Consider the following 19,288-nt stretch of genomic DNA (forward strand, 5'->3'; position numbering starts at 1 on the left):
GAGCCTGAGCTGGAGTAGGTTCTGGTGGTATAATTAATATTAGGTATGTCATAGTAAAAGTTGCGTAATGTTTTTTTTTTTTGAGCGTCTCGTGGGCTCGACGCGGCGGACGTCGCCCGCCGCTAATTCCTGTCGGTTGACAGGTTCCGGGAGTGGCTGGTGGCGGGGGTTTCCCGTTGGTAAATCCTGCGTTGCTGGATCCCGCAGCTTTGTTACGGACAGAGGACAGGAGGGCGACAGGCGGCCGGCATGCGACGATTCATGCGTGACGTCGTCAACCCCGGCCGCCCCCGTCGGACGCCCCCGGTCGGGCGCGCGGCGCCTCCCCACCGCCAGCGCGCGGGAGGAGATTCTCGACGCCGCCGCCGAACTCTTCGCCCAGCGCGGCTACGCCGCCACCTCCACCCGGCTGATCGCCGAAACCGTCGGGATCCGCCAGGCGTCGCTCTACTACCACTTCGCCAACAAGGAACAGATCCTCGCCGAACTGCTCGAGGCCACCGTCCGCCCGTCGCTCGTCTACGCGGGGGAACTCGCCGACCGGTCGCTGGAGCCGGCAGCCGCCCTGCACGAGCTGGTCAGGTACGACGTCGCTGTGCTGCTCGGCGCCCGCTGGAACATCGGCATCCTGTACGCGCTGCCGGAGGTCGCCTCCGAGCCGTTCGCCCGCTTCCGCCGCGAACGCGAACAGCTGCGCCTGACCTACCGCCGGCTCGCGGCCGCCGCCGCGGTCGAGGAGCCCGGCATCACCGGCGACCTGGTCTTCGGCCTGGTGGAGAGCGTCATCGGAATGCGCCGCGACCTGCCGGTCCTTCCGCCGCCCGAGCAGGTGCAGCGCGCGGTCGCCGCCGCGGCCCTGCGCCTCGTCGGGTCGGCCGGGCCGCCGGCGGCCGTGATCGCCGCCCGGTCCGAACCGTAGCCGGCGGCGAACCTCGACAACACCGTCACCCAGCTGGCCCCACAGGGGTGGCCGCCCGCGACGACCAGCGGGCCCGGTGGCCGCCGCAACCATGCTACGGAACTGTGCGCTGTAGCGGCCGGCCGCCGGCCGGTAGGCGATCAGGATCAAGCGGCTCACGGACGGCTCCTCCAGCCACCGCCGCGGCGTGTCGGTCCCGGGCCGGTCCGTCGAGGCTCTCGAAGAGATTGACGTCGTCCTGTGGCCGGCTACGGGCCAGGGCGGTGTAGAGCGCCAACGGATTGATGGACGGCCGTGTGGCTGGCATAACGCTAATCGGAATTGTCGCGCAGGCGGTGCGGGTTTCTCTGCCACTGGGTGGGAATGGGCAGGATGTGCGGCCATGGCGGTCGACAATGAGGGCACCGTGGAACCCCTGCGAACAGTCCGGTTCCCGCGCTGCCGCTGGTGCTGGTCCATCGCGTGAGCGGCAGGTCGGACTTCCCCGTTGATGTGGGTGCGCACGGCCGCTCCCCGGTGGCCGAGCCGGGAACGTGCGATTGCCGCCGCACTGGACGAACTGGAACGTGCGCCACGATTCGACGGCCATCGGGGGTGGTTGCGGACCGGAGAACACTTTCGCCAGCCGGATACCTGGGCCGGGTCCGAAGGGATCCTCACCTGCCCCGAACGGCTGATGATCACCTCGGGATTCGCCCAGGGACTCGCGCTGCTCTGCCGCGTACTGCGCGACCGTGGCCACGACGCGGTGGGCCCGGACATCCGGGGGAGTGGGAGTTCATCGCCGACGCCGGTCTGCGCCCGGTGGGCGTCCCGGAAGGACCAGGACGGCATCGTGGTCGACCACCCGGCCGCCAGCGGCGTCCGGGCCGTGCTCACCACCCCGGCCAGCCAGCTCCCGACCGGGGTGGCGCTCCGGTCTGGAACAGCTCGCCTTCGCCCGGCTGGTTCCAGCGACGCCGCCAGGCGGTGCACCAGTACGCCGCCCGCCGTCTGCCCGGCACCACGCCGCTGGGTGGGGACGGCGGCCCGCAGGCTGGGTCGAGGGTCCGCCGGGATCGCCGTGGCCTACCGGGAACTGGGTCGCGGGAACCCCGTTGACCGGTGCCCTCTCCGCGCGGAAAGGCGGGTCCGGGAGGGGTTTTCGGCGGCGTTCAGGTCGGTCAGGGCGATCGCCGTCGTGCGCTCGAGCACGCGTCGGTGGGGGAGTCGACACTGCCGGGCCGGCAAGGTCAGCCGGCGCGTGGGCACACCGATTCGCTTGGTGTCACGACGGATTTGTCGACAGCGCCCGCAGAGTTTGGAATCATTCCAAAATATTGATGTAGCCCTATCCTGGTGCGCTCTACCAGCCTCCATGACAATCGCCGCAACGGGTGTCACTATATTGGAGTGGAGGAGAGCTCAACTATTGACTCGTGTCGGATTCTCCTCATGGAGGACGACAACGAACTCGCCGAGATGCTGGTCGACCTGTTCGCTGTCGAGGGCTATTCCACCGACCACGTCGCCGACGGCCAGCGTGGCCTCCACCTCGGACTGACCCGGTCGTACCGGGTGATCGTCGTGGACCGTGGACTGCCCGCGCTCGACGGCCTGGACGTGGTCGTACGGCTGCGCCAGCGGGCCGTCGACGCTCGCATCCTGATGCTGACCGCCCTCGGTGACACCGCCGACCTCGTCGACGGCCTCGACTCCGGGGCCGACGACTACCTCGCCAAGCCGTTCGAGGTGCCGGAGTTGCTGGCCCGGATCCGGGCGCTGAGTCGGCGCGTCACCGACGACGCCGACACCATCCCCCTGGGGACGGCCCGGCTCGACACGGCGCTGCGTGGCGTCCGCCTACCCGGCGGAGGATTCGTGCCCCTGTCCGGCCGCGAGTTCGCGCTGATCCATTCGCTGGCGCTACGCCCCCGGGCGGTGCACAGCCGCGCCCAGCTGCGTCGAGTGGTCTTCGACGGAGCCGACTCCGAGTCGATCGTGGACACCTACGTGCACTATCTCCGTCGCAAGTTGGGAACGGCCGTCGTGCGTACCGTGCACGGGTTGGGTTACCAGATCGGCACCCTGTGACCGCAGCGGCGCAGGATCGCGAAAGGCGTATTCTGCGCCGCGCTCGGATGTCCGTGGCCGCGAGCCTCGTCTTCGGGATCTGCGGCACGTTCCTGCTCGTCGGCGTTCTGATCCTGCTGGCCGCCGGGCACCGACAGGACAGCGCCGTCGACCGCTCTCTCAGCCACGCCCTGCGCCGCGGTGATGCCGGCCACGCACAGTCCGGCCTGTGGCTGTTCGTCCTGCCCGGCGAGGGGTGTGGCACTCCTGCCGATGCGCCCGCGGGCTTCCCGCGCCGGGGCTCGATGCAGACCGTCGCGACGTACGGCGGCACGCTGGAGGAGACCGTTTCGGGCAACGGCACCGTCTATCGGGTACGAACCGAGCGGTTCGGGACCGAGGTACGGCAGGCGGTACTCGACGAGCGCCGACAGCGACAGGACCGACGGCGATGGGCGGCCGGACTGACCGGCGGCGCTCTGGCGACCCTGATCGTCGCGGTGTCCGTCAGCGCGGCGGCAGCCCGTCGGGCGATAGATCCGGTGGCGGAACTGCTCGCCCTACGCCGCCGGTTCGTCACGGACGCGAGCCACGAACTACGGGCCCCGCTGACCCGGTTGCACACCCGCAGCCAGCTGATGCTCCGAGGTGCGGACGATCTGTCCGAGCCGATCGCGTCCGAGCTGCGCCGCCTGGCGGCCAGCACCCGCGAACTCGGCGAGGTCCTCGACGACGTGCTGCGCGCCGCCCGGCTGCGGTCGGGGGCGCCCGAACGCGAGCGGATCGATCTGGTCCCCGTCGCCGCCGAGCTGCTCGCCGCCGAGGCGGGACGCCTGGCGGAGCGCGGGCTGAGCGCGGTGCTGTGGACGGGAGCGGAACAGCATCAGGTGCTCGGTGTCCGCACCGCCCTGCGGCGGGTGCTCTCCGCGCTGGTCGACAACGCCATCGGCCACACCCCTGCGGGAGGCCGGATCACCATCCGCATCGCCACGGTCGACGACGGCCGTACGGTGGAACTGACCGTCCGGGACACCGGAGTCGGCTTCGACCCGGCGCGACACCCTGAAGTCTTCGAGCGCTTCGCCCGGGGTGCCGGCAGCCGGGGCTACGGCATCGGGCTGGCCCTGACCCGCGAGGTCGTGGAGAGCCACGGCGGCACGATCACCGCCGCCGGCCGGCCGGGCCGGGGTGCCCACCTCACCGTCCGGCTGCCCGCGGCGCCGCCCGTTTCCGACGCGTCCGCCCGGCGTAATCAGCGCTTCGTCCGCGCGCTCTAAGAACGTTCTGAGATTTATTTTCGACCATCGATGTGTGTGCGGCGGGTGCCGCGCACCGTCGATCGGAGGACATGACGGATGCATCAGCAGCTGATCGAGCGGACCTTTGCCTGGTCCACGCCCCTACTGGACCACCTCGGCGACCGGGACCGCCATCTGTTCCAGCGGTACGGCCAGGGGCCGGTCGTGGCGCTGCCGGAGACCCACATCCACCACGCCGTCGAACGGCACGCCGCCGCCCTCCCCGACACCGTGGCCGCCGAGCACCTCGGCACGAGGATCACCTACGGGGAGCTGGACCGGCAGGCCAACCGGCTCGCCGCCCACCTTGCCGACCTGGGCGTACGCCCCGGCGACAACGTGGCGGTGTTCGTTCGCCGCGGCATCCCCATGCTCGTCGGAATCCTGGCGGCGTTGAAGGCCGGTGCGGCGTACGTGCCGCAGGACGTCGGCCTCGCGCCGCCCACCCATCTGCGTCATGTCATCCACGCCGCAGCCACCCGGGTCATCCTGACCGTGTCCGCGGCCGCCGACCGGATACCGGTACCGGACGGACACCACCTCGTCGCGGTGGACTCCGTGATGGCGCAGCCTCTCGGCCGCTGCCCGGAGCGGTTCGTCCCGACCGAGCAGCCGGGCAGCACCGGCGAGAACTGCTACGTGCTGTTCACCTCCGGCACCACGGGACGGCCCAACGGAGTCGTCGTCACCCACCGCAACGTCTGCAACATCCTGCTCACCGCACCGGGAAACCTCGGCATCCGGCCGGGCTGGCGGGTCGGTCAGCTTCTCAACGTGGCCTTCGACATGGCGGCGTGGGAGATCCTCGGCTGCCTCAGCCACGGCGCCACACTGGTCATCCGGGGCCGGGACATCGCCGCCACCGCCGAGCGGGTCGACGCGCTCATCGCCACCCCGACCATCCTCAGCGGCCTCGACCCCGACCGGTGCGAACAGGTGAAGGTGGTGGCGGTGGCCGGTGAGCCCTGCCCCCGGTCGCTGGCCGACCGGTGGGCCCGCCGCCGTGCCTTCTACAACGCGTGCGGTCCCACCGAGACCACCATCGTGAACACGATGCACCGCCACGACGTGCACGCCGCCCGCCTGACCATCGGCCGCCCGACCCCCAACAACACCGTCTACGTCCTCGACCCGGCCGGTCGCCCCTGCGCCATCGGCGACGTCGGCGAGATGTGGGCCGGCGGTGACTGCGTCTCCGCCGGCTACCTCGACAATCCGCAGCTGAACGCCGAACGCTACGCCCCCGACCCGTTCCTCGGCGGCGGGCGGTTGATGTTCCGCACCCGGGACCTCGGCCGCTGGACCCCGGACGGGCAACTGGAACACCTCGGCCGAACCGACGACCAGGTGAAGATTCGCGGGTTCCGGGTCGAACTCGACTCCGTCTCCGCGGTCCTCGAGTCCGTACCCGGCTGCCGGCGGGCGGCCACCCTCAAACTCGACGACCGCACCCTCGTGTCGTTCGTCGCCCCCCACCACGTCGACCCGGAGGTGGCGAGGCAGGCCGTCGCCGCCGCCCTGCCCTACTACTGCGTCCCCACCACCATCCATCCGATGGCCGCGTTGCCCGAAACGAGCCGCGGAAAGATCGACAAGGCGGCCCTGCTGCGGCTGGCCGCCTCCGGGCAGTGGGAGCAGGCCGCATGAGCGTGATCAGTCCGGCCGGCACCCCGGCCGCGCCCGCCGCTGCCGACGGGCCGAGCCTGACCCCGGTCCCGCTGCCCCCACCCACGTCGCTGCCCCGGCGCATTCTCAAGCATCCCCGCCTGATGCACCATCACCGCCTGGTCGCCCTCGTGCTCACGGCGAACCTGGCGCTGCTCGGACACGCACTCACCCACGGCGGCTGGTGGTCGACCGGCCCCATCAACCTCACCGCCATCTCCAACATGGTCCTGGCCAACTTCACCCTCGCCATCCTCATCCGCCAGCAGTACGTCATCAATCTGCTGTTCTGGCTCGCCACCCGGGCGCCCACCTGGTGGCCACTGAAGATCCGCTGGACCCTGGCGAAGGTGTACCACTTCGGCGGGCTGCACGTCGGCGGCGCGCTCGCCGGGACACTGTGGTTCCTGGTCCTGGTCGGGTCCGCCACCAGCGCCGCGTACCGGGGCGAACCCGTGCCGGACGGCTTCCTCGTGGTCTCCTACCTCCTGCTCGTGCTCCTGGCTGTCATCGTCACGACGGCGCGACCGAGCTACCGGGCCCGACACCACGACCGGTTCGAACGGATGCACCGCTTCGGCGGATGGGCCGCGTTGGCCCTGTTCTGGGCACAGACGGTGCTCGCCGTCCGGGCGGACCCCGACCGGATCCCGTCGACCGCACCGCAGATCTGGGTCCTCGCCCTCCTCACCACCAGCGTCGCGCTGCCCTGGCTGCGCCTGCGCAGGGTGCCGGTGGAGATCACCCGACCCTCCAGCCACGTCGCGGTGGTCCGGTTCGACCACGGCGTGACACCCTTCGCCGGGTCCTCCACCGCGATCAGCCGCCGTCCACTCTGGGAGTGGCACTCCTTCGCCAACGTGCCCACTCCCGGCGAGAGCGGCTTCCGGTTGACCATCTCCCGGGCCGGCGACTGGACCGGATCGTTCATCGACGACACCCCCTCCCACGTCTGGGTCAAGGGCATCACCACCGCCGGGGTGGCCAACATCGAGACCCTGTTCACGAAGGTGGTCTACGTCGCCACCGGCAGCGGCATCGGGCCCGTGCTGCCCCACCTGCTGGCCCACAAGGTCCCCTCCCGGCTGGTCTGGGCGACCCGCAGCCCACGGGCCACCTACGGCGACGCGCTGGTCGACGAGATCCTCGCCGACCAGCCGGACGCGATCGTCTGGGACACCGCCGAACACGGCAAGCCCGACATGGTGCAACTCGCCTACACCGCGTACGCGGCATCCGGTGCCGAGGCCGTCATCTGCATCTCGAACAAGAAGCTGACCTGGCAGGTCGTACACGGCCTGGAACGCCGCGGCATCCCGGCGTACGGCGCCATCTGGGACTCCTGACCGGAGGGAAAAGCCACATGAACCACACCAAGATCGAGCGACGCGGCCGGGTCGTGACGGTGTACCTGCACCGGCCGGAGGTTCTCAACGCCCTCAACACCGAGCTGATGACGGAACTGGTCGACACGCTGCGCCCGCTCGACCGCGACCCCGACGTGGGCTGCTTCGTCGTCACCGGCTCCGACCGGGCCTTCGCCGCCGGCGCCGACATCCGCGAGATGGCACCGAGGACATCGGTGGAGATGCTCACCGAGGATTTCTTCGCCGGCTGGGACGCCTTCGCCGCACTGCGTACGCCGAAGATCGCCGCAGTCGCCGGTTACGCCCTGGGCGGTGGCTGCGAACTGGCGATGATGTGCGACCTTATCTTCGCTGCCGACACCGCCCGGTTCGGCCAGCCGGAGATCAAGCTCGGTGTCATCCCGGGCATCGGCGGCACCCAGCGACTGACCAGACTCATCGGCAGGTCCAAGGCGATGGACTTGATCCTCACCGGCCGGCTGATGGATGCCGAGGAGGCGGAACGCGCCGGCCTGGTCGCCCGGGTGTTCCCCGCCGACCGGCTGCTGCCCGAGACGGCGGCCGTGGCCGAGACCATCGCCGGGTACGGCAAGCCGGCCGTGATGACCGCCCGCGAGGCGGTCGACCGCGCCCAGGAGGTCGGGCTGCGGGAGGGGCTGCTCTTCGAACGACGCGCGTTCCACGCCCTGTTCGCCACCGAGGACCAGGCCGAGGGCATGCGCGCGTTCCTGGAGAAGCGGCCCGCCCGCTTCCGCGGCCGGTAGGGCCGGCTCGGCGGGTCGCGTCCGCCCCTCGGCCGGCGCCGGAGATATTGACGACGACCTAACTCTTGGGCACGCTCATCAGTTACATCACCTAGCAGATGGGCCACCAGCATGCCACGAACCGGTAATACCAGCGCCTCGTCGGCGCGTTCCCGTTCCCTGCGTCGGATCCTGGTCAGCGTTGCCAGTGCCCTGCTTCTGGTGCCGGTCGTCGCGGTGGCCGGTGCGTCGTCGGCCAGTGCGGACACCAGTCAGTTCAGGGGTGTGAACTGGGCGGTGCTCGGCGACAACTTCGTGGAGGGTCTGCTCGTTCTGGACGGGTTGAGCCAGTCGGACAGCTACGCGACGGTGCGGGCCAAGGCGGATGCGGTCTACCAGGGTTTCGACAGTCAGCTCGGGGTCAACACCGTCAGGTTGCCGGTCAACACGCACACGGTCGGTTCGTCGTGGTGGAACGCGTATCGCGGCACGATCGACGCCGCGACCGCCAGGGGGTTCAAGGTCATCCTCGCTTACTGGGAGGACGGGGCCGCGTCGGGCGGTCGGATCACGAACACGGCTGCGTTCAACTCGATGTGGGACGCCGTGACCGGCGCGTACGGCTCCAACGGTTTGGTCTACTTCGAGCCGATGAACGAGCCTCACGGTTACAGCGCCGCGGAGTGGATGAACCTCGCGGCCTCGTGGATCAACGCCCGCCCGTCGGTGCCGAAGGGCCGCATCCTCGTCAGCGGCACCGGCTACAGCACCGACCTCAGGCCCTTGTGTGGCGACAGCCGGTTCAACGGCACCCTGTTGTCCTACCACCATTACGCCTTCATGTTCGGCACGAACGACTACGCCGGCTGGCGCAGCCACTTCGAGGCCCGTCTGGGCTCCTGCGCCTCGCGGGCGATCCTGACCGAGTTCGGTGCGCCCATGGATACCGGCCTGAACTACAACGACGCCGCCAGCACCAACAACTTCGTCCGGCACATTCGCGCGGTCACCGACAGCATGCGCGCCCGCAGCATGGGTTCGGTCTACTGGCCCGCGCTCGGCGGCAAGATCACCGCTGGACAGAACCACGACTGGTACTCCATGTTCGCGCTCCGGGGCAGCGGCACGGATCTGACCGTGAGCATCCGTAACTCCACCGGCGCGGACCGCCTCCGGCACGGCTGGGGTGACGGTGGAGGTGGCACCGCGACGGTCACCCTCACCGCGCGGCACTCCGGCAAGTGCGTCGACGTGATCAGCGCGTCCACCGCGGACGGGGCCGAGGTCGCCCAGTACGGCTGCAACGGCGGCAGCAACCAGCGTTGGGAGTTCCGCAGCCTCGGCGACGGCTACCACCAGATCATCGCCCAGCACTCCGGCAAGTGCCTGGAGGTCAACGGCGCCTCCACCGCCAACAGCGCCCGGATCACCCAGCGCACCTGCACCAGCGCACAGAACCAGCAGTGGCAGACGCAGGACGCCGGCAGCGGCTACGTCCGCGTCATCGCCCGCCACTCCGGCAAGTGCCTCGACATCCCGAGCAGCTCCACCGCCGACGGCACCCGCCTGATCCAGTACACCTGCGGCACCGGCCAGAACCAGCAGTTCCTGCGCAACGCGGCCTGAGCTCGACTCATGACGCGGCACCGTGACCCGGCGCCACGTGAATCTCCGGTGCCGGACCCCCGGTCCGTCGCCCGCTCTTGTGATCCGGAGCGGGCAACGGACCGGGGGCTGCTACCCGCCGTAGGTCTCGAACTCGGCGACCCGGGGCGTGCCGGTCGAGCTGGTGATCTCGAAATTGATCTTCAGCAGTGAGGTCCGGGGAAGGTCGATCGTGCCCGCCCCGCTGCCGGTGGCCAGGACCTGGCCGGTGTGATGGTTGACGACCCGCCAGGTTCGGATTCTGCCCGCGGAGTCGGACGCCTCGCGGATGATGATCCTGGAGACCGTGGCGGGGGACAACCACTTGATCGAGATGCGCCCGGTCGTGCCCTCCGGAGACCAGTAGGTGCGCAGGTCACCGTCGCGCACGTCGCGGTAGCTCCTTCCGCTGGCCTTGGTGGAGCCGTCCGCCTCGGCCGCGATGCTGAGGTTGGGTCCGCTGGGCGCGGTCGGTACCGAACTGGGGGTGGTCGGGGCCGGTCGGGTCGGTTGGGGTGACGGGACCGGCTGGCGCGCGGGCGGCGCCACCCGGGTCGGGGACGGCAGGGTGGCCCGGGTGGAGAGTGACACCGGTGCCGGCGAGGAACCGGCCTCCTCGGTGGCACTGACCGGATCGGGTGCGGGGTCCTGGGCGAACCCGCCGGGCGCCGGGACGAACGCCGTCGCTTCCTGTTCCGGACGCGGGGCGCTGGACCAGAGCGGGGCGAGGGCGAAGACCAGCATGGCGGCCACGCCGACCGCGAGGCAGCCGAGCATCAGCGTCCGGGCGGAGCGGTCGGGAGATTTCCGGGACGTCGGCGCGGGCGGAGGCGTGGTCTGCCGGGACGGTGCCGGAGCAACCTGGTGCCAACGGCCCTGGACGGGGTCGGGGTCCGGTGCGGGTGGCCGGGCCGGTTGGCGGGAGTCGGACAGCCAGCCGCCGATTCGCAGGGCCGCGTTGGTGGGAGGTGTGTCGTCGGATGAGGTGGCCATGGCCCGTTTCGAAGCTGTGCGAAGCCACTCCGGTGGTGGCGCTGGGCAACGATTATCCGGGCAGTGCGCTTCCTGCGGTCAATAGCCCACTTGGGCGGAGAACGTGACCTTCCTCTGCGGCGCTCCGATGACGGAAAGTGACCATTGTGGTCTGGCCCCGCTTCGCCCGCTCAACCGTCAAGGGCGAGGTCCGCCACCTCGGCGGCGCATCCCCAGGACAGGGTGACCCCCGCCCCGGCGTGACCGTACGCGTGCACGAGCCGGCCGCCGGGCGAGCCCGCCGGGCCCGGCTCCGCCTCCACCCGCGGGCCACCGTGCCGGGCCGGTCGCAACCCGATCCGCTCGCCGAGCACCGGCGCGTCCGCCAACTCCGGCACCAGCGCGACGCAGCGGCGCCGGATCGCCGCTGCCGTGGCCGGGTCAGGTCTCGTGTGCCCCACCCCCGGCTGGTACGTGCCGCCGAGCACCACGTCGTGCCGGCGGGGGTGCACGTACGTGATCCCGGCCGGGTCGTCCTCGTCGCGGACCGAGACGGTCAGGCCCGGGTTCGCCACCAGCACCAGATGCCCGCGCACCGGGTGCACGGCCGGATCGGCGGCGAGCTGGCCGGCGGCCAGCCCCGTCGCGTTGACGATCGTCGGGGCGGTGGCGAACGCGTCGGCGAGCCGGCGCACCCGGCGGCGCAGGATCCGCCCGCCGCCGGCCTCCAGCCGCTGCCGTAGCCAGTGCAGGTACGGGACCATCTCCACGGTCGGCGCGGTGAACCGCAGCAGCGTGGTGTACGGCGGTTCGGCCGCCTCCGCCGTGAGGTCGTCGAGGGCCTCCGCCCACCACGGCGGGCCGGCGTACCGGTGGCGCAACAGCATCCGGGTCGGCCGCTCGACCACCCCCGGCACCCCGGCCTGGGCCTGGCGGCTCAGCTCGATGCGGGTTTCCCGGGCCCACCGCAGCACCCGTGGGTCCCGCTCGGTGTGGGTCGGGTACCAGACGGCGGCGGCCACCGCGGAGACCGTGTCGGCCGGGTCGTCCGGGGCCAGCACCGTCACCCGCGCCCCACGCTGCTGGAGGGTGACCGCCGTCGTCAGCCCGACGATCCCGCCCCCGATCACCACCACATCCGCCGCTGCCGTCATTGTCGGCTCCCTCCCTCGCTCGGGCCGTCGGCTTCGGATCGTCGCCGGTCCGGTGGGTCGCCGTCCAAGACGGATCAGGTTGCCGGCGATAAGCGGCGCTTATGATGCGGGCATGTCCGATGCCCCGGCCCGCAACGCCTGGTTGGACCCGCGTCGGCTGCGCTCCTTCGCGGTGCTCGCCGAAGAGCTGCACTTCACCCGGGCCGCCGCCCGGCTGTGTATCGCCCAGCCGGCGCTCAGCCAGCAGATCCGGGCCCTGGAACGGCAGCTCGGCGTGCCGCTGGTGCACCGGACCAGCCGGGGCTGCCAGCTGACGGAGGTAGGGGCGCGGGTCGCCGAGGAGGCCGCCCGGCTGCTCGCCGAGGTCGACGCGGCCACCAACCGGATCCGCGACCTGGTACGCGGGCGGGGCGGGCGGCTCCGGCTCGCGTACACCCGCTCGGCGCGCGGTGGCCCGGTCGACGCGCTCGTCGCGCGGTTCCGGGCCGCCCACCCGGACGTCGAGGTGGTCCCGGAGACGGCCTGGACGGCGCCGAACGTCGCCGGACTGCTCGCCGGCCGGCTTGACGTGGCGTTCGTCCGCCCGCCGGTCGACGAGCCGGCGCTGGCCTGCCGGACGGTCGACACCGAGGAACTGCTGCTGGCCCTGCCCGCGGCTCATCCCCTGGCCGTCGGCCGTCGGAAGATCAGTCGGGACGAGGTGGTCGACCTGCCGGCCGTGATGTGGCCGCGCGAGAACGGCCCCGGCATGTTCGACCGGACGATCGCCCAGGTCTGGCCGCGCGGCGGGTTCCGGCTCGTCCGGCAGGAGCCGGACGACGAGCAGCTGCTACGGGCGGTGGCGCAGGGAGGCGTGGTCGCGGCCGTCCCGGCCGGCCGGGCCCGTGCGCTGCGGCTGCGCGGGGTACGGTTGCGCCGCTTCACCGCCCCCACGCCCACCGTGGACGTCGCCCTGGCCTGGCTGCGGGACAGCACCAACCCAGCCCTCGGCCGCCTGCTCGCCCTGCTCGACTGATCGGGGCCTCAGGAGATCGCGGCCCGCACCAGCTCGACGACCTTCTTCTCCACCTCGGGGCTCCACTTCTGCAGCGCGTACGACGTCGGCCACATGTCCCCGTCGTCGAGGTTGGCCGTGTCCTGGAAGCCGAGGGTCGAGTACCGCGAGTTGAACTTGCCGGAGTCCTGGAAGAAAAGAACGATCTTGCCGTTCGCGTTCGTGTAGGCGGGCATGCCGTACCAGGTTTTCGGCGACAGCTCCGGCGCGGTCGCGGCCACCGTCACGTGTACGCGCTCGGCGAGCGCCCGGTCCTCCGGCGCCATCTGCGCGATCCGATCGAGAACCGCCTGCAGGTCGTCCGCCTTCTTGGCGCCCTTCCTGCCCTCGGCGCGCAACTCGGCGGCGCGCTCCTTCATCGCGGCCCGCTCCTCGGGGCTGAAGCCGTCGGACTCGGTCCCGGAGTTCTTGGCGGACATGCTGGGCCTCCTGTTACCTGTTCGGGCGCCGGCCTGCTACCGGCTGCCTGGGAGAAGGCTAGGCCCACGGACAGCCTGGCTGCTTCTCGATTCCTGATCTCATCGCGGCCGGACGAGGGGTCGGGCGCGCGGCACTTTGGCTGGCCGAGCACGGTGTTTGTCGATGACCACGTCGGCCAGCCGGAGCGGGTCCACCCCGGCCAGGTACAGCCGTTCGGCGACCAGGAGGTCTGCCACCGATCTCTCCTGTGGCGGCTGCCACCGTGCCTACCGTGCGGATATCGCTCGCCTTCGTGATCGTGCCACGCGAGGATGTGGTGATGAGCGCAGCACCTGACGGGTTCACCTATCGCCTCCGGAAGAACGGGGAGGTCGAGTTGCTGCACCATGGCCGGCCAGCCGGTGTTCTCCGCGGCGCCGCGGCGACCCGGTTTCTGCTCGACGTGACGAACGATGATCCACAAGAGCTGATGGCCCGGCTGACCGGCAACTACAAGCACGGCAACGAACGGACGGCGAAGCACCATCCGCGCAACCGCCGCCGGTAGCCCGACCCACGGCCCTCGGCGGGTAAACGTCCGACTCATCCGAGACACGCATCGAGGACAGGTGCGGGTGCCGTCCTATTTCCCCGCGAGCGACCTGGCGACGCCGGAGCCCATCGCCGGATCCGCCACGCGGCGAGACCACAGCCCGCTCCTCCGCGCGGCACTGCGGGAACACGCCGTTCCGCAGTGCCGCGCGATGCACCGGGCGTGCGCCGGGCGGGTGAACCGATGACCGGGGCGGAGGTCCCGCTCACCGGGGGCAACGTCACGGCGGGCGTGGTGCGGGTCGGCGACACCGTACGACGGCGGGTCGGTCCGTGGACGCCGGCGGTCCACGCGCTGCTCGACCATCTCTGGTCGGTCGGGTTCCGGGGCGCACCGCGCGCGTTGGGCATCGACGAGCAGGGACGGGAGGTGCTCAGCTACGTCGACGGTGAGGTGCCGTGGCCGCTCCGCTTCGACCTGCTGGAGCCGCGCGACCAGCTCGCCAGGGTGGGTCGGCTCGTCCGGGAGCTGCACGACGCCCTGGCGACCTTCACTCCGCCGCCGGACGCGCGCTGGAACGTACTGATCCCGGCGGACCGCGACGAGTTGGTCATCCACCACGACCTGGCCCCGTGGAACCTGGTGGTTGGGGATCGGTGGGTCGTCATCGACTGGGACAACGCCGGGCCGGGCTCGCGGCTGTGGGACGTCGCGTACGCCGTCCACGGCTTCGTGCCGATGTCGGCGCACCCCGACTGGCAGCGGGTGGACGCCGGGCCGCGACTGCGGGCCTTCGTCGATGCCTACGGGCTGGACGAGCAGCAGCGCCGTCGCCTGGCGCCGATGCTGACCGTCCGGACCCGGGCGATGTACGAGTTCCTGCGCGAACAGGCCGCGCTCGGCGCGGAGCCCTGGGCGACCCACTGGCGGACCGGGCACGGCGACGCGTGGCGCTCGGACGCCGAGTACACTGAGCGCCACGCGGACCTGTGGGTGAGGGCGTTGCTCGACTGACTGGGTCGGAAGCGGATCGTGGCCGGTTGTGCGCCACGCCGTCGTCGCGCCGGGGTTCACGCAGCACGTGCGGGTACGCCCAACGCAGCGGCAGCGGCTCACACCGGTTGCCGTGCACCATGTCGTCCAGCCCGAGGGATGGCGTCGCGCCCACCCCTCCACCCGAACGGAGCCTGCTCGTGGCCGACCTCGCCGTCCGCCCGATGACCGTGGCCGACGCCGACCGGGTCCTCGCCATCTATCAGGCCGGTCTCGACGGCGGTCACGCCAGCTTCGAGACCACCGCCCCCACCTGGGCGGCCTTCGAGACCGGGAGGCTGCCCGCCCACCGCTTCGTCGCCACCGACCCCGCCGATGAGGTCGTCGGCTGGGTCGCGGTCACACCCACCTCCACCCGCGCGGTCTACGCCGGCGTGGTCGAACACTCGATCTACATCGACCCCGCCGCACAGGGCAGGGGAGCCGGCCGCCTACTACTCGACGCGTTGATCACCTCCACCGAGGCCGCCGGGATCTGGACCATCCAGTCCGGCGTGTTCCCCGAGAACACCGCCAGCCTGGCGGTGCACCGGCGGGCCGGGTTCCGGATCGTCGGCACCCGGGAACGCGTCGGCCGCCACCACGGCCGCTGGCGGGACGTCATCCTCCTGGAACGGCGCAGCCCCGCCATCACCTGACCGTCGCGAGTAGCCTCCGGGAATGGCGTTCGGTCAAGGGTTGGCTGGGTCAGCCGGCGAGGCGCGGTTCCCGCCGCGGCAGGCTGCGGGGCGGGGACCCGGCTGGTACCGGGGTGACTGCCACGTGCACTCGGTGTACTCGCACGGCGCAGACCTGACGCCGGCGCAGCTGGCCGCCGCTGCCCGCGCGGCCGGCCTGGACTTCGTCGCCACCACCGAGCACAACAACTCGCTCGGGCACGAAGCGTGGGCACCCCACGCGGGTGACGATCTGCTGGTCATCCTGGGTCAGGAGGTCACCACTCGCACGGGGCACTGGTTGGCGCTCGGTGTCGCCCCCACAGCAGTGGTGGACTGGCGGTACGGCGTCCGCGACGAGGTGATCCGTCGGCACCTCGACCAGGTACGTCGAGGGGGCGGGTTGTGCGTCGCGGCCCACCCGTACGCGCCCTATCCCGGCGGCACTTTGATGTACCCGTACCGCTGGTTCGACGCCGTCGAGGTGTGGAACGGGCTGTGGGCGTCGGACGTGGCGTGGAACGCCGACAACGAGGCGGCCCTGGCCGAGTGGGGGCGCGGACTGGCCTTCGACGTGCACCAGGGGAGTTGGCGTCCGGCGGTGGGCAGCAGCGACACCCATCTGGCGGGTCAGCTCGGCACGCCGCACACCGTCGTGTTCGCGGAGGAGTTGAGCACCGAGGCGATTCTCGCCGGTGTCCGGGCGGGCCGGAGCTGGATCGCGGAGTCGGCCGCCGTCGAACTGGCGTTCGCCGCCACTGCCGCCGACCGGAGCGCGGGCGTCGGCGAACGCCTGGAATCCCGGGGCGAACCGGTCGTGGTGCGGGTACGGGTGACGGGCGTGCCGTTCGGCATCGTCAGCCTGCACACCGAGCGCGGCGTGGCACACCGTGAGCGCTTGGGCGCCGACGGATCGGGCGTCGCTCAGTGGCGGACCGCGGCGGACGAATCCGGCCTGGTGCGGGTCGAGGTACGTCATCCGGACGGACGTATGGCGGCGCTCAGCAACCCGATAACGATGATTTGACCGGCGCGATCTGCCCGCTGGTTTCAGCCGAGGTCGTGTTCGTTTTGCGACCATCATCGATCGGCAACCCGGGCGGTGCGGACGTCGGTCGACCCACTCGGCGAACCGATGCGTAGAGCACACCGTTTCCCCTGCTCAGGGCCTTCCCGTCGTCCGCACCGCCCAATTCTCGCGGATCAGACCTCAGGAGGTGCTGCCCGGGAGCACCCAGGCTCCCTCCGGCCCGGCGTACACGCCGCCGAGGCCGGGAACGCTGGCGGCCCGGCCCGGCGCCGTGCCGTTGGTGGCCGACTCGACCGCGTCGAGGATGTCGTCGAGCACCTCGACGTCGATGTCCACGTCCAGGTCGATGTCGCGGATGCAGACGACGACGCCTTGCACGTTGGCGTTCGCCGCGGCGGCCACGCCGGTCTGGACGAAGGTGTTGACGCTATTGGTGCTGGTGTTGTCGCGGATGTTCTGGATGACCGCCGCGTCGGCGTCCTGGTCGTTGGTCGCGCAGGTGACGCCGTTGCCGTCCCCGTCGGGCAGTACCACCCGCTTGGGCGTGGTGTTGCCACGGTTGTTGTTCGAGGAGTTCTTCTCCCGCTGCTGGTTCGAGTTGCGGGGCTCCTTGCTCGGGCCGTCCGGCGCGGCGAGCGCCGCGACGGGTGCCGCGAACAGCAGGGCGGCGCTGCCCAGCACCGCCCCGCCGGCGAGCTTGGTCAGAAACCTCTTCGACATGTCCCTCATCCCTTCTTTGGGGTCGGCTCAGGAGGACGAGCCAAGCTGAACGTTAGGCGGATTCATGTCGTATCGGGCCGTTTTCCAGGCTTCGGACGCTCGGCGACTTACAGGTGATATATCTGGTTGTTCGCGATAGATGAGGTAAACCCGGTTCACAGGAGTCCGGGGGATGACGGGGCCCGTGGCCTCGACGCCGACATCGGCGTCTGCCTGGCCGGTGCCACCGTGACGAGGAACACCTGACCGATCCTCCACCAAGGGCGAAACTCGGCGGCGCACGGTCGGTGGTGGCGGCTAATCTCCGCTGCGGACTTCCCCTCCGTACGCCACGTCTGCCTCGGCAGGCGCCGCGTCGGCTCCATGCTGAGCCGGTCATCCGGCCGTTCCCCTCAGGAGACCTCGTGACGCAGCAATCGGTCGCGGCACCCCCACCTGTCCCGACAGCGGACAAGCTCGACGCCGCAGTGCTCAAGGTGGCAGGCGTCGTGGTGCTCGGCGCGATCATGTCGATCCTCGACGTGACGGTCGTCAGCGTCGCGCTGCCGACCTTCCAGAGCGAGTTCGGCGTCTCCTACGCGCGCGTCGCGTGGACGATGACCGGCTACACCCTCGCGCTGGCCACGGTCATCCCGCTCAGCGGATGGGCCGCCGACCGGTTCGGCACGAAACGCCTCTACATGATCGCCCTGGCGCTGTTCACGATCGGCTCCGGCCTCTGCGCCACCGCCGACACCATCGGGCAGTTGGTCGCGTTCCGTGTCCTGCAGGGTCTCGGCGGCGGCATGCTCATGCCGCTCGGCATGACGATCATGACGCGGGCGGCCGGGCCGCACCGGATCGGCCGGCTGATGGCCGTCCTGGGCATCCCGATGCTGCTCGGCCCGATCGGCGGTCCGATCCTCGGCGGCTGGCTGATCGACGTGGCGAGCTGGCACTGGATCTTCCTGATCAACCTGCCGATCGGGGTCATCGCGCTGCTCTACGCGCAGCTGGCCCTGCCGAAGGACGCTCCCGAGCCCTCGGAGTCGTTCGACTTCCTCGGCATGCTGATGCTCTCCCCGGGACTCGCCCTGTTCCTCTACGGGGTCTCCTCGCTGCCGGAGACCGGCACCTTCGCCGACGCGACGGTCTGGGTGCCCATGCTGATCGGCGGTGCGCTGGTACTGGCGTTCGTCCGCTACTCCTTCACGCCGCGTCACCCGCTGTTGGACCTGCGGCTGTTCGGCAACCGCAGACTGACCGTCGCGGCGGTGACCATGTTCGTCTTCATCATCGCCTTCATGGGCGCCGGTCTGCTGTTCCCGAGCTACTTCCTGCAGGTGCGCGGTGAGTCCACCCTGGCCGCCGGCCTGCTGATCGCGCCGCAGGGCATCGGCGCGATGGTCACCATGCCGATCGCCGGTGTCCTGGCCGACAAGGTGCCGGTCGGCCGGACGGTGCCGTTCGCGCTGCTACTGATCGTCGCCGGGATGTTCACCTTCACGCAGGTCGACCCGCACACCTCGTACGTGCTGCTCTGCGGCTCGCTGTTCGTGATGGGTCTGGGCATGGGCGGCACGATGATGCCGGTCATGACCTCGGCGCTGAGGACGCTGACCGGCCCCGAGGTGGCTCGCGGCTCCACGCTGGTGAACATCCTTCAGCAGATCGGCGGCTCCGTCGGCGCGGCGGTGATGTCGGTGATCCTCACCAACGAGCTGAACAGTTCCCGGCCGATCCCCGGCGTGACCGACCCGAGCGGCGAGCCGGTCAGCGAGGCGGGGCTGGCCATCGCCGCGCAGCAGCGGCCCGAGCTGATCCAGCAGTTCCCGGTCGACCCGTCGCTGATCGACCGCGGGCTCGACTTCGCCGCCGACTCGTTCGCCACGACGTTCTGGGTGGCGTTCGCGCTGGTGCTCGTCACGCTGGTCCCGGCGGCGTTCCTGCCCCGACGGCGTGAGCGGTCGCACCTGCTGGACGACCAGCCCGAGGGCCAGCCCGGCACACCGGTCGTCGTCCACTGATGC

At 70.9% G+C, this 19,288-nt stretch carries 18 protein-coding genes; 13 read left to right on the plus strand and 5 right to left on the minus strand.

Going from position 1 to position 19,288, the window contains the following annotated elements; all coding sequences use genetic code 11:
• The first annotated feature begins 265 nt into the window (after positions 1-265).
• The 7 genes from E1166_RS11025 (at position 266) to E1166_RS11060 (ending at position 9,670) form a co-directional block, all read left to right on the plus strand.
• The gene (locus E1166_RS11025; RefSeq protein WP_207914154.1) at positions 266-919 is read left to right on the plus strand and encodes a TetR/AcrR family transcriptional regulator; all 654 of its coding nucleotides are present in this window, start codon (positions 266-268) and stop codon (positions 917-919) included.
• A 1,434-nt stretch (positions 920-2,353) separates the two neighbouring features.
• Positions 2,354-2,992: a response regulator transcription factor gene (locus E1166_RS11035; RefSeq protein WP_207914155.1), complete on the plus strand. Its 639-nt coding sequence runs from the start codon at positions 2,354-2,356 to the stop codon at positions 2,990-2,992.
• Between the two features lie 47 nt (positions 2,993-3,039).
• Positions 3,040-4,248, plus strand: a complete 1,209-nt coding sequence (locus E1166_RS11040) for a HAMP domain-containing sensor histidine kinase (protein WP_132338163.1) — start codon at positions 3,040-3,042, stop codon at positions 4,246-4,248.
• Between the two features lie 78 nt (positions 4,249-4,326).
• Positions 4,327-5,916 carry an amino acid adenylation domain-containing protein gene (locus tag E1166_RS11045; protein WP_132338165.1) on the plus strand — a complete coding sequence of 530 codons (1,590 nt, stop codon included), beginning with the start codon at positions 4,327-4,329 and terminating at the stop codon, positions 5,914-5,916.
• Positions 5,913-7,280: a hypothetical protein gene (locus E1166_RS11050; RefSeq protein ID WP_207914156.1), complete on the plus strand. Its 1,368-nt coding sequence runs from the start codon at positions 5,913-5,915 to the stop codon at positions 7,278-7,280. The genes E1166_RS11045 and E1166_RS11050 overlap by 4 nt, the downstream gene beginning before the upstream one ends.
• A gap of 17 nt (positions 7,281-7,297) precedes the next feature.
• On the plus strand, positions 7,298-8,065 hold the full coding sequence (locus E1166_RS11055; RefSeq protein WP_132338167.1) for an enoyl-CoA hydratase-related protein: 768 nt from the start codon (positions 7,298-7,300) through the stop codon (positions 8,063-8,065).
• 111 nt (positions 8,066-8,176) lie between these two features.
• Positions 8,177-9,670 carry an RICIN domain-containing protein gene (locus E1166_RS11060; RefSeq protein ID WP_132338169.1) on the plus strand — a complete coding sequence of 498 codons (1,494 nt, stop codon included), beginning with the start codon at positions 8,177-8,179 and terminating at the stop codon, positions 9,668-9,670.
• A gap of 111 nt (positions 9,671-9,781) precedes the next feature.
• On the opposite strand, the gene E1166_RS11065 is transcribed toward E1166_RS11060, so the two are convergent.
• Positions 9,782-10,681, minus strand: coding sequence for a hypothetical protein (locus E1166_RS11065; RefSeq protein WP_132338171.1), 900 nt, complete (start codon positions 10,679-10,681; stop codon positions 9,782-9,784).
• Between the two features lie 170 nt (positions 10,682-10,851).
• Positions 10,852-11,814: an FAD-dependent oxidoreductase gene (locus tag E1166_RS11070; RefSeq protein WP_132338173.1), complete on the minus strand. Its 963-nt coding sequence runs from the start codon at positions 11,812-11,814 to the stop codon at positions 10,852-10,854.
• Positions 11,815-11,926: 112 nt separating this feature from the next.
• On the opposite strand from E1166_RS11070, the gene E1166_RS11075 reads away from it, so the two are divergent.
• The gene (locus E1166_RS11075) at positions 11,927-12,829 is read left to right on the plus strand and encodes a LysR substrate-binding domain-containing protein (RefSeq protein ID WP_243710297.1); all 903 of its coding nucleotides are present in this window, start codon (positions 11,927-11,929) and stop codon (positions 12,827-12,829) included.
• 8 nt (positions 12,830-12,837) lie between these two features.
• Here the strand turns inward: E1166_RS11075 and E1166_RS11080 are convergent, their stop codons facing one another.
• Positions 12,838-13,287 carry a hypothetical protein gene (locus tag E1166_RS11080; protein WP_132260555.1) on the minus strand — a complete coding sequence of 150 codons (450 nt, stop codon included), beginning with the start codon at positions 13,285-13,287 and terminating at the stop codon, positions 12,838-12,840.
• 99 nt (positions 13,288-13,386) lie between these two features.
• The gene (locus E1166_RS30865) at positions 13,387-13,524 is read right to left on the minus strand and encodes a hypothetical protein (protein ID WP_165944311.1); all 138 of its coding nucleotides are present in this window, start codon (positions 13,522-13,524) and stop codon (positions 13,387-13,389) included.
• 35 nt (positions 13,525-13,559) lie between these two features.
• Between E1166_RS30865 and E1166_RS11085 the strand changes: the two genes are divergently transcribed.
• The 4 genes from E1166_RS11085 to E1166_RS11100 all read left to right on the plus strand — a co-directional run bounded on the left by E1166_RS11085 (position 13,560) and on the right by E1166_RS11100 (position 16,556).
• A complete protein-coding gene (locus tag E1166_RS11085) occupies positions 13,560-13,835 on the plus strand; it encodes a hypothetical protein (RefSeq protein WP_243710298.1) in 276 nt (91 codons plus the stop codon).
• 228 nt (positions 13,836-14,063) lie between these two features.
• Positions 14,064-14,834, plus strand: a complete 771-nt coding sequence (locus E1166_RS11090; RefSeq protein ID WP_132338175.1) for a phosphotransferase — start codon at positions 14,064-14,066, stop codon at positions 14,832-14,834.
• A gap of 179 nt (positions 14,835-15,013) precedes the next feature.
• Positions 15,014-15,511 (plus strand): GNAT family N-acetyltransferase, encoded by a 498-nt coding sequence (locus E1166_RS11095; RefSeq protein WP_132338177.1) that lies wholly within the window; start codon positions 15,014-15,016, stop codon positions 15,509-15,511.
• 22 nt (positions 15,512-15,533) lie between these two features.
• On the plus strand, positions 15,534-16,556 hold the full coding sequence (locus E1166_RS11100; protein WP_132338179.1) for a CehA/McbA family metallohydrolase: 1,023 nt from the start codon (positions 15,534-15,536) through the stop codon (positions 16,554-16,556).
• Positions 16,557-16,739: 183 nt separating this feature from the next.
• Here the strand turns inward: E1166_RS11100 and E1166_RS11105 are convergent, their stop codons facing one another.
• A complete protein-coding gene (locus E1166_RS11105; RefSeq protein WP_132338181.1) occupies positions 16,740-17,279 on the minus strand; it encodes a hypothetical protein in 540 nt (179 codons plus the stop codon).
• A 404-nt stretch (positions 17,280-17,683) separates the two neighbouring features.
• On the opposite strand from E1166_RS11105, the gene E1166_RS11110 reads away from it, so the two are divergent.
• The gene (locus E1166_RS11110; RefSeq protein ID WP_132338183.1) at positions 17,684-19,285 is read left to right on the plus strand and encodes a DHA2 family efflux MFS transporter permease subunit; all 1,602 of its coding nucleotides are present in this window, start codon (positions 17,684-17,686) and stop codon (positions 19,283-19,285) included.
• The last annotated feature ends 3 nt before the right edge of the window (positions 19,286-19,288 follow it).

The organism is Micromonospora sp. KC213 (genome assembly GCF_004348325.1).
In the GTDB taxonomy this organism is placed as follows: domain Bacteria; phylum Actinomycetota; class Actinomycetes; order Mycobacteriales; family Micromonosporaceae; genus Micromonospora.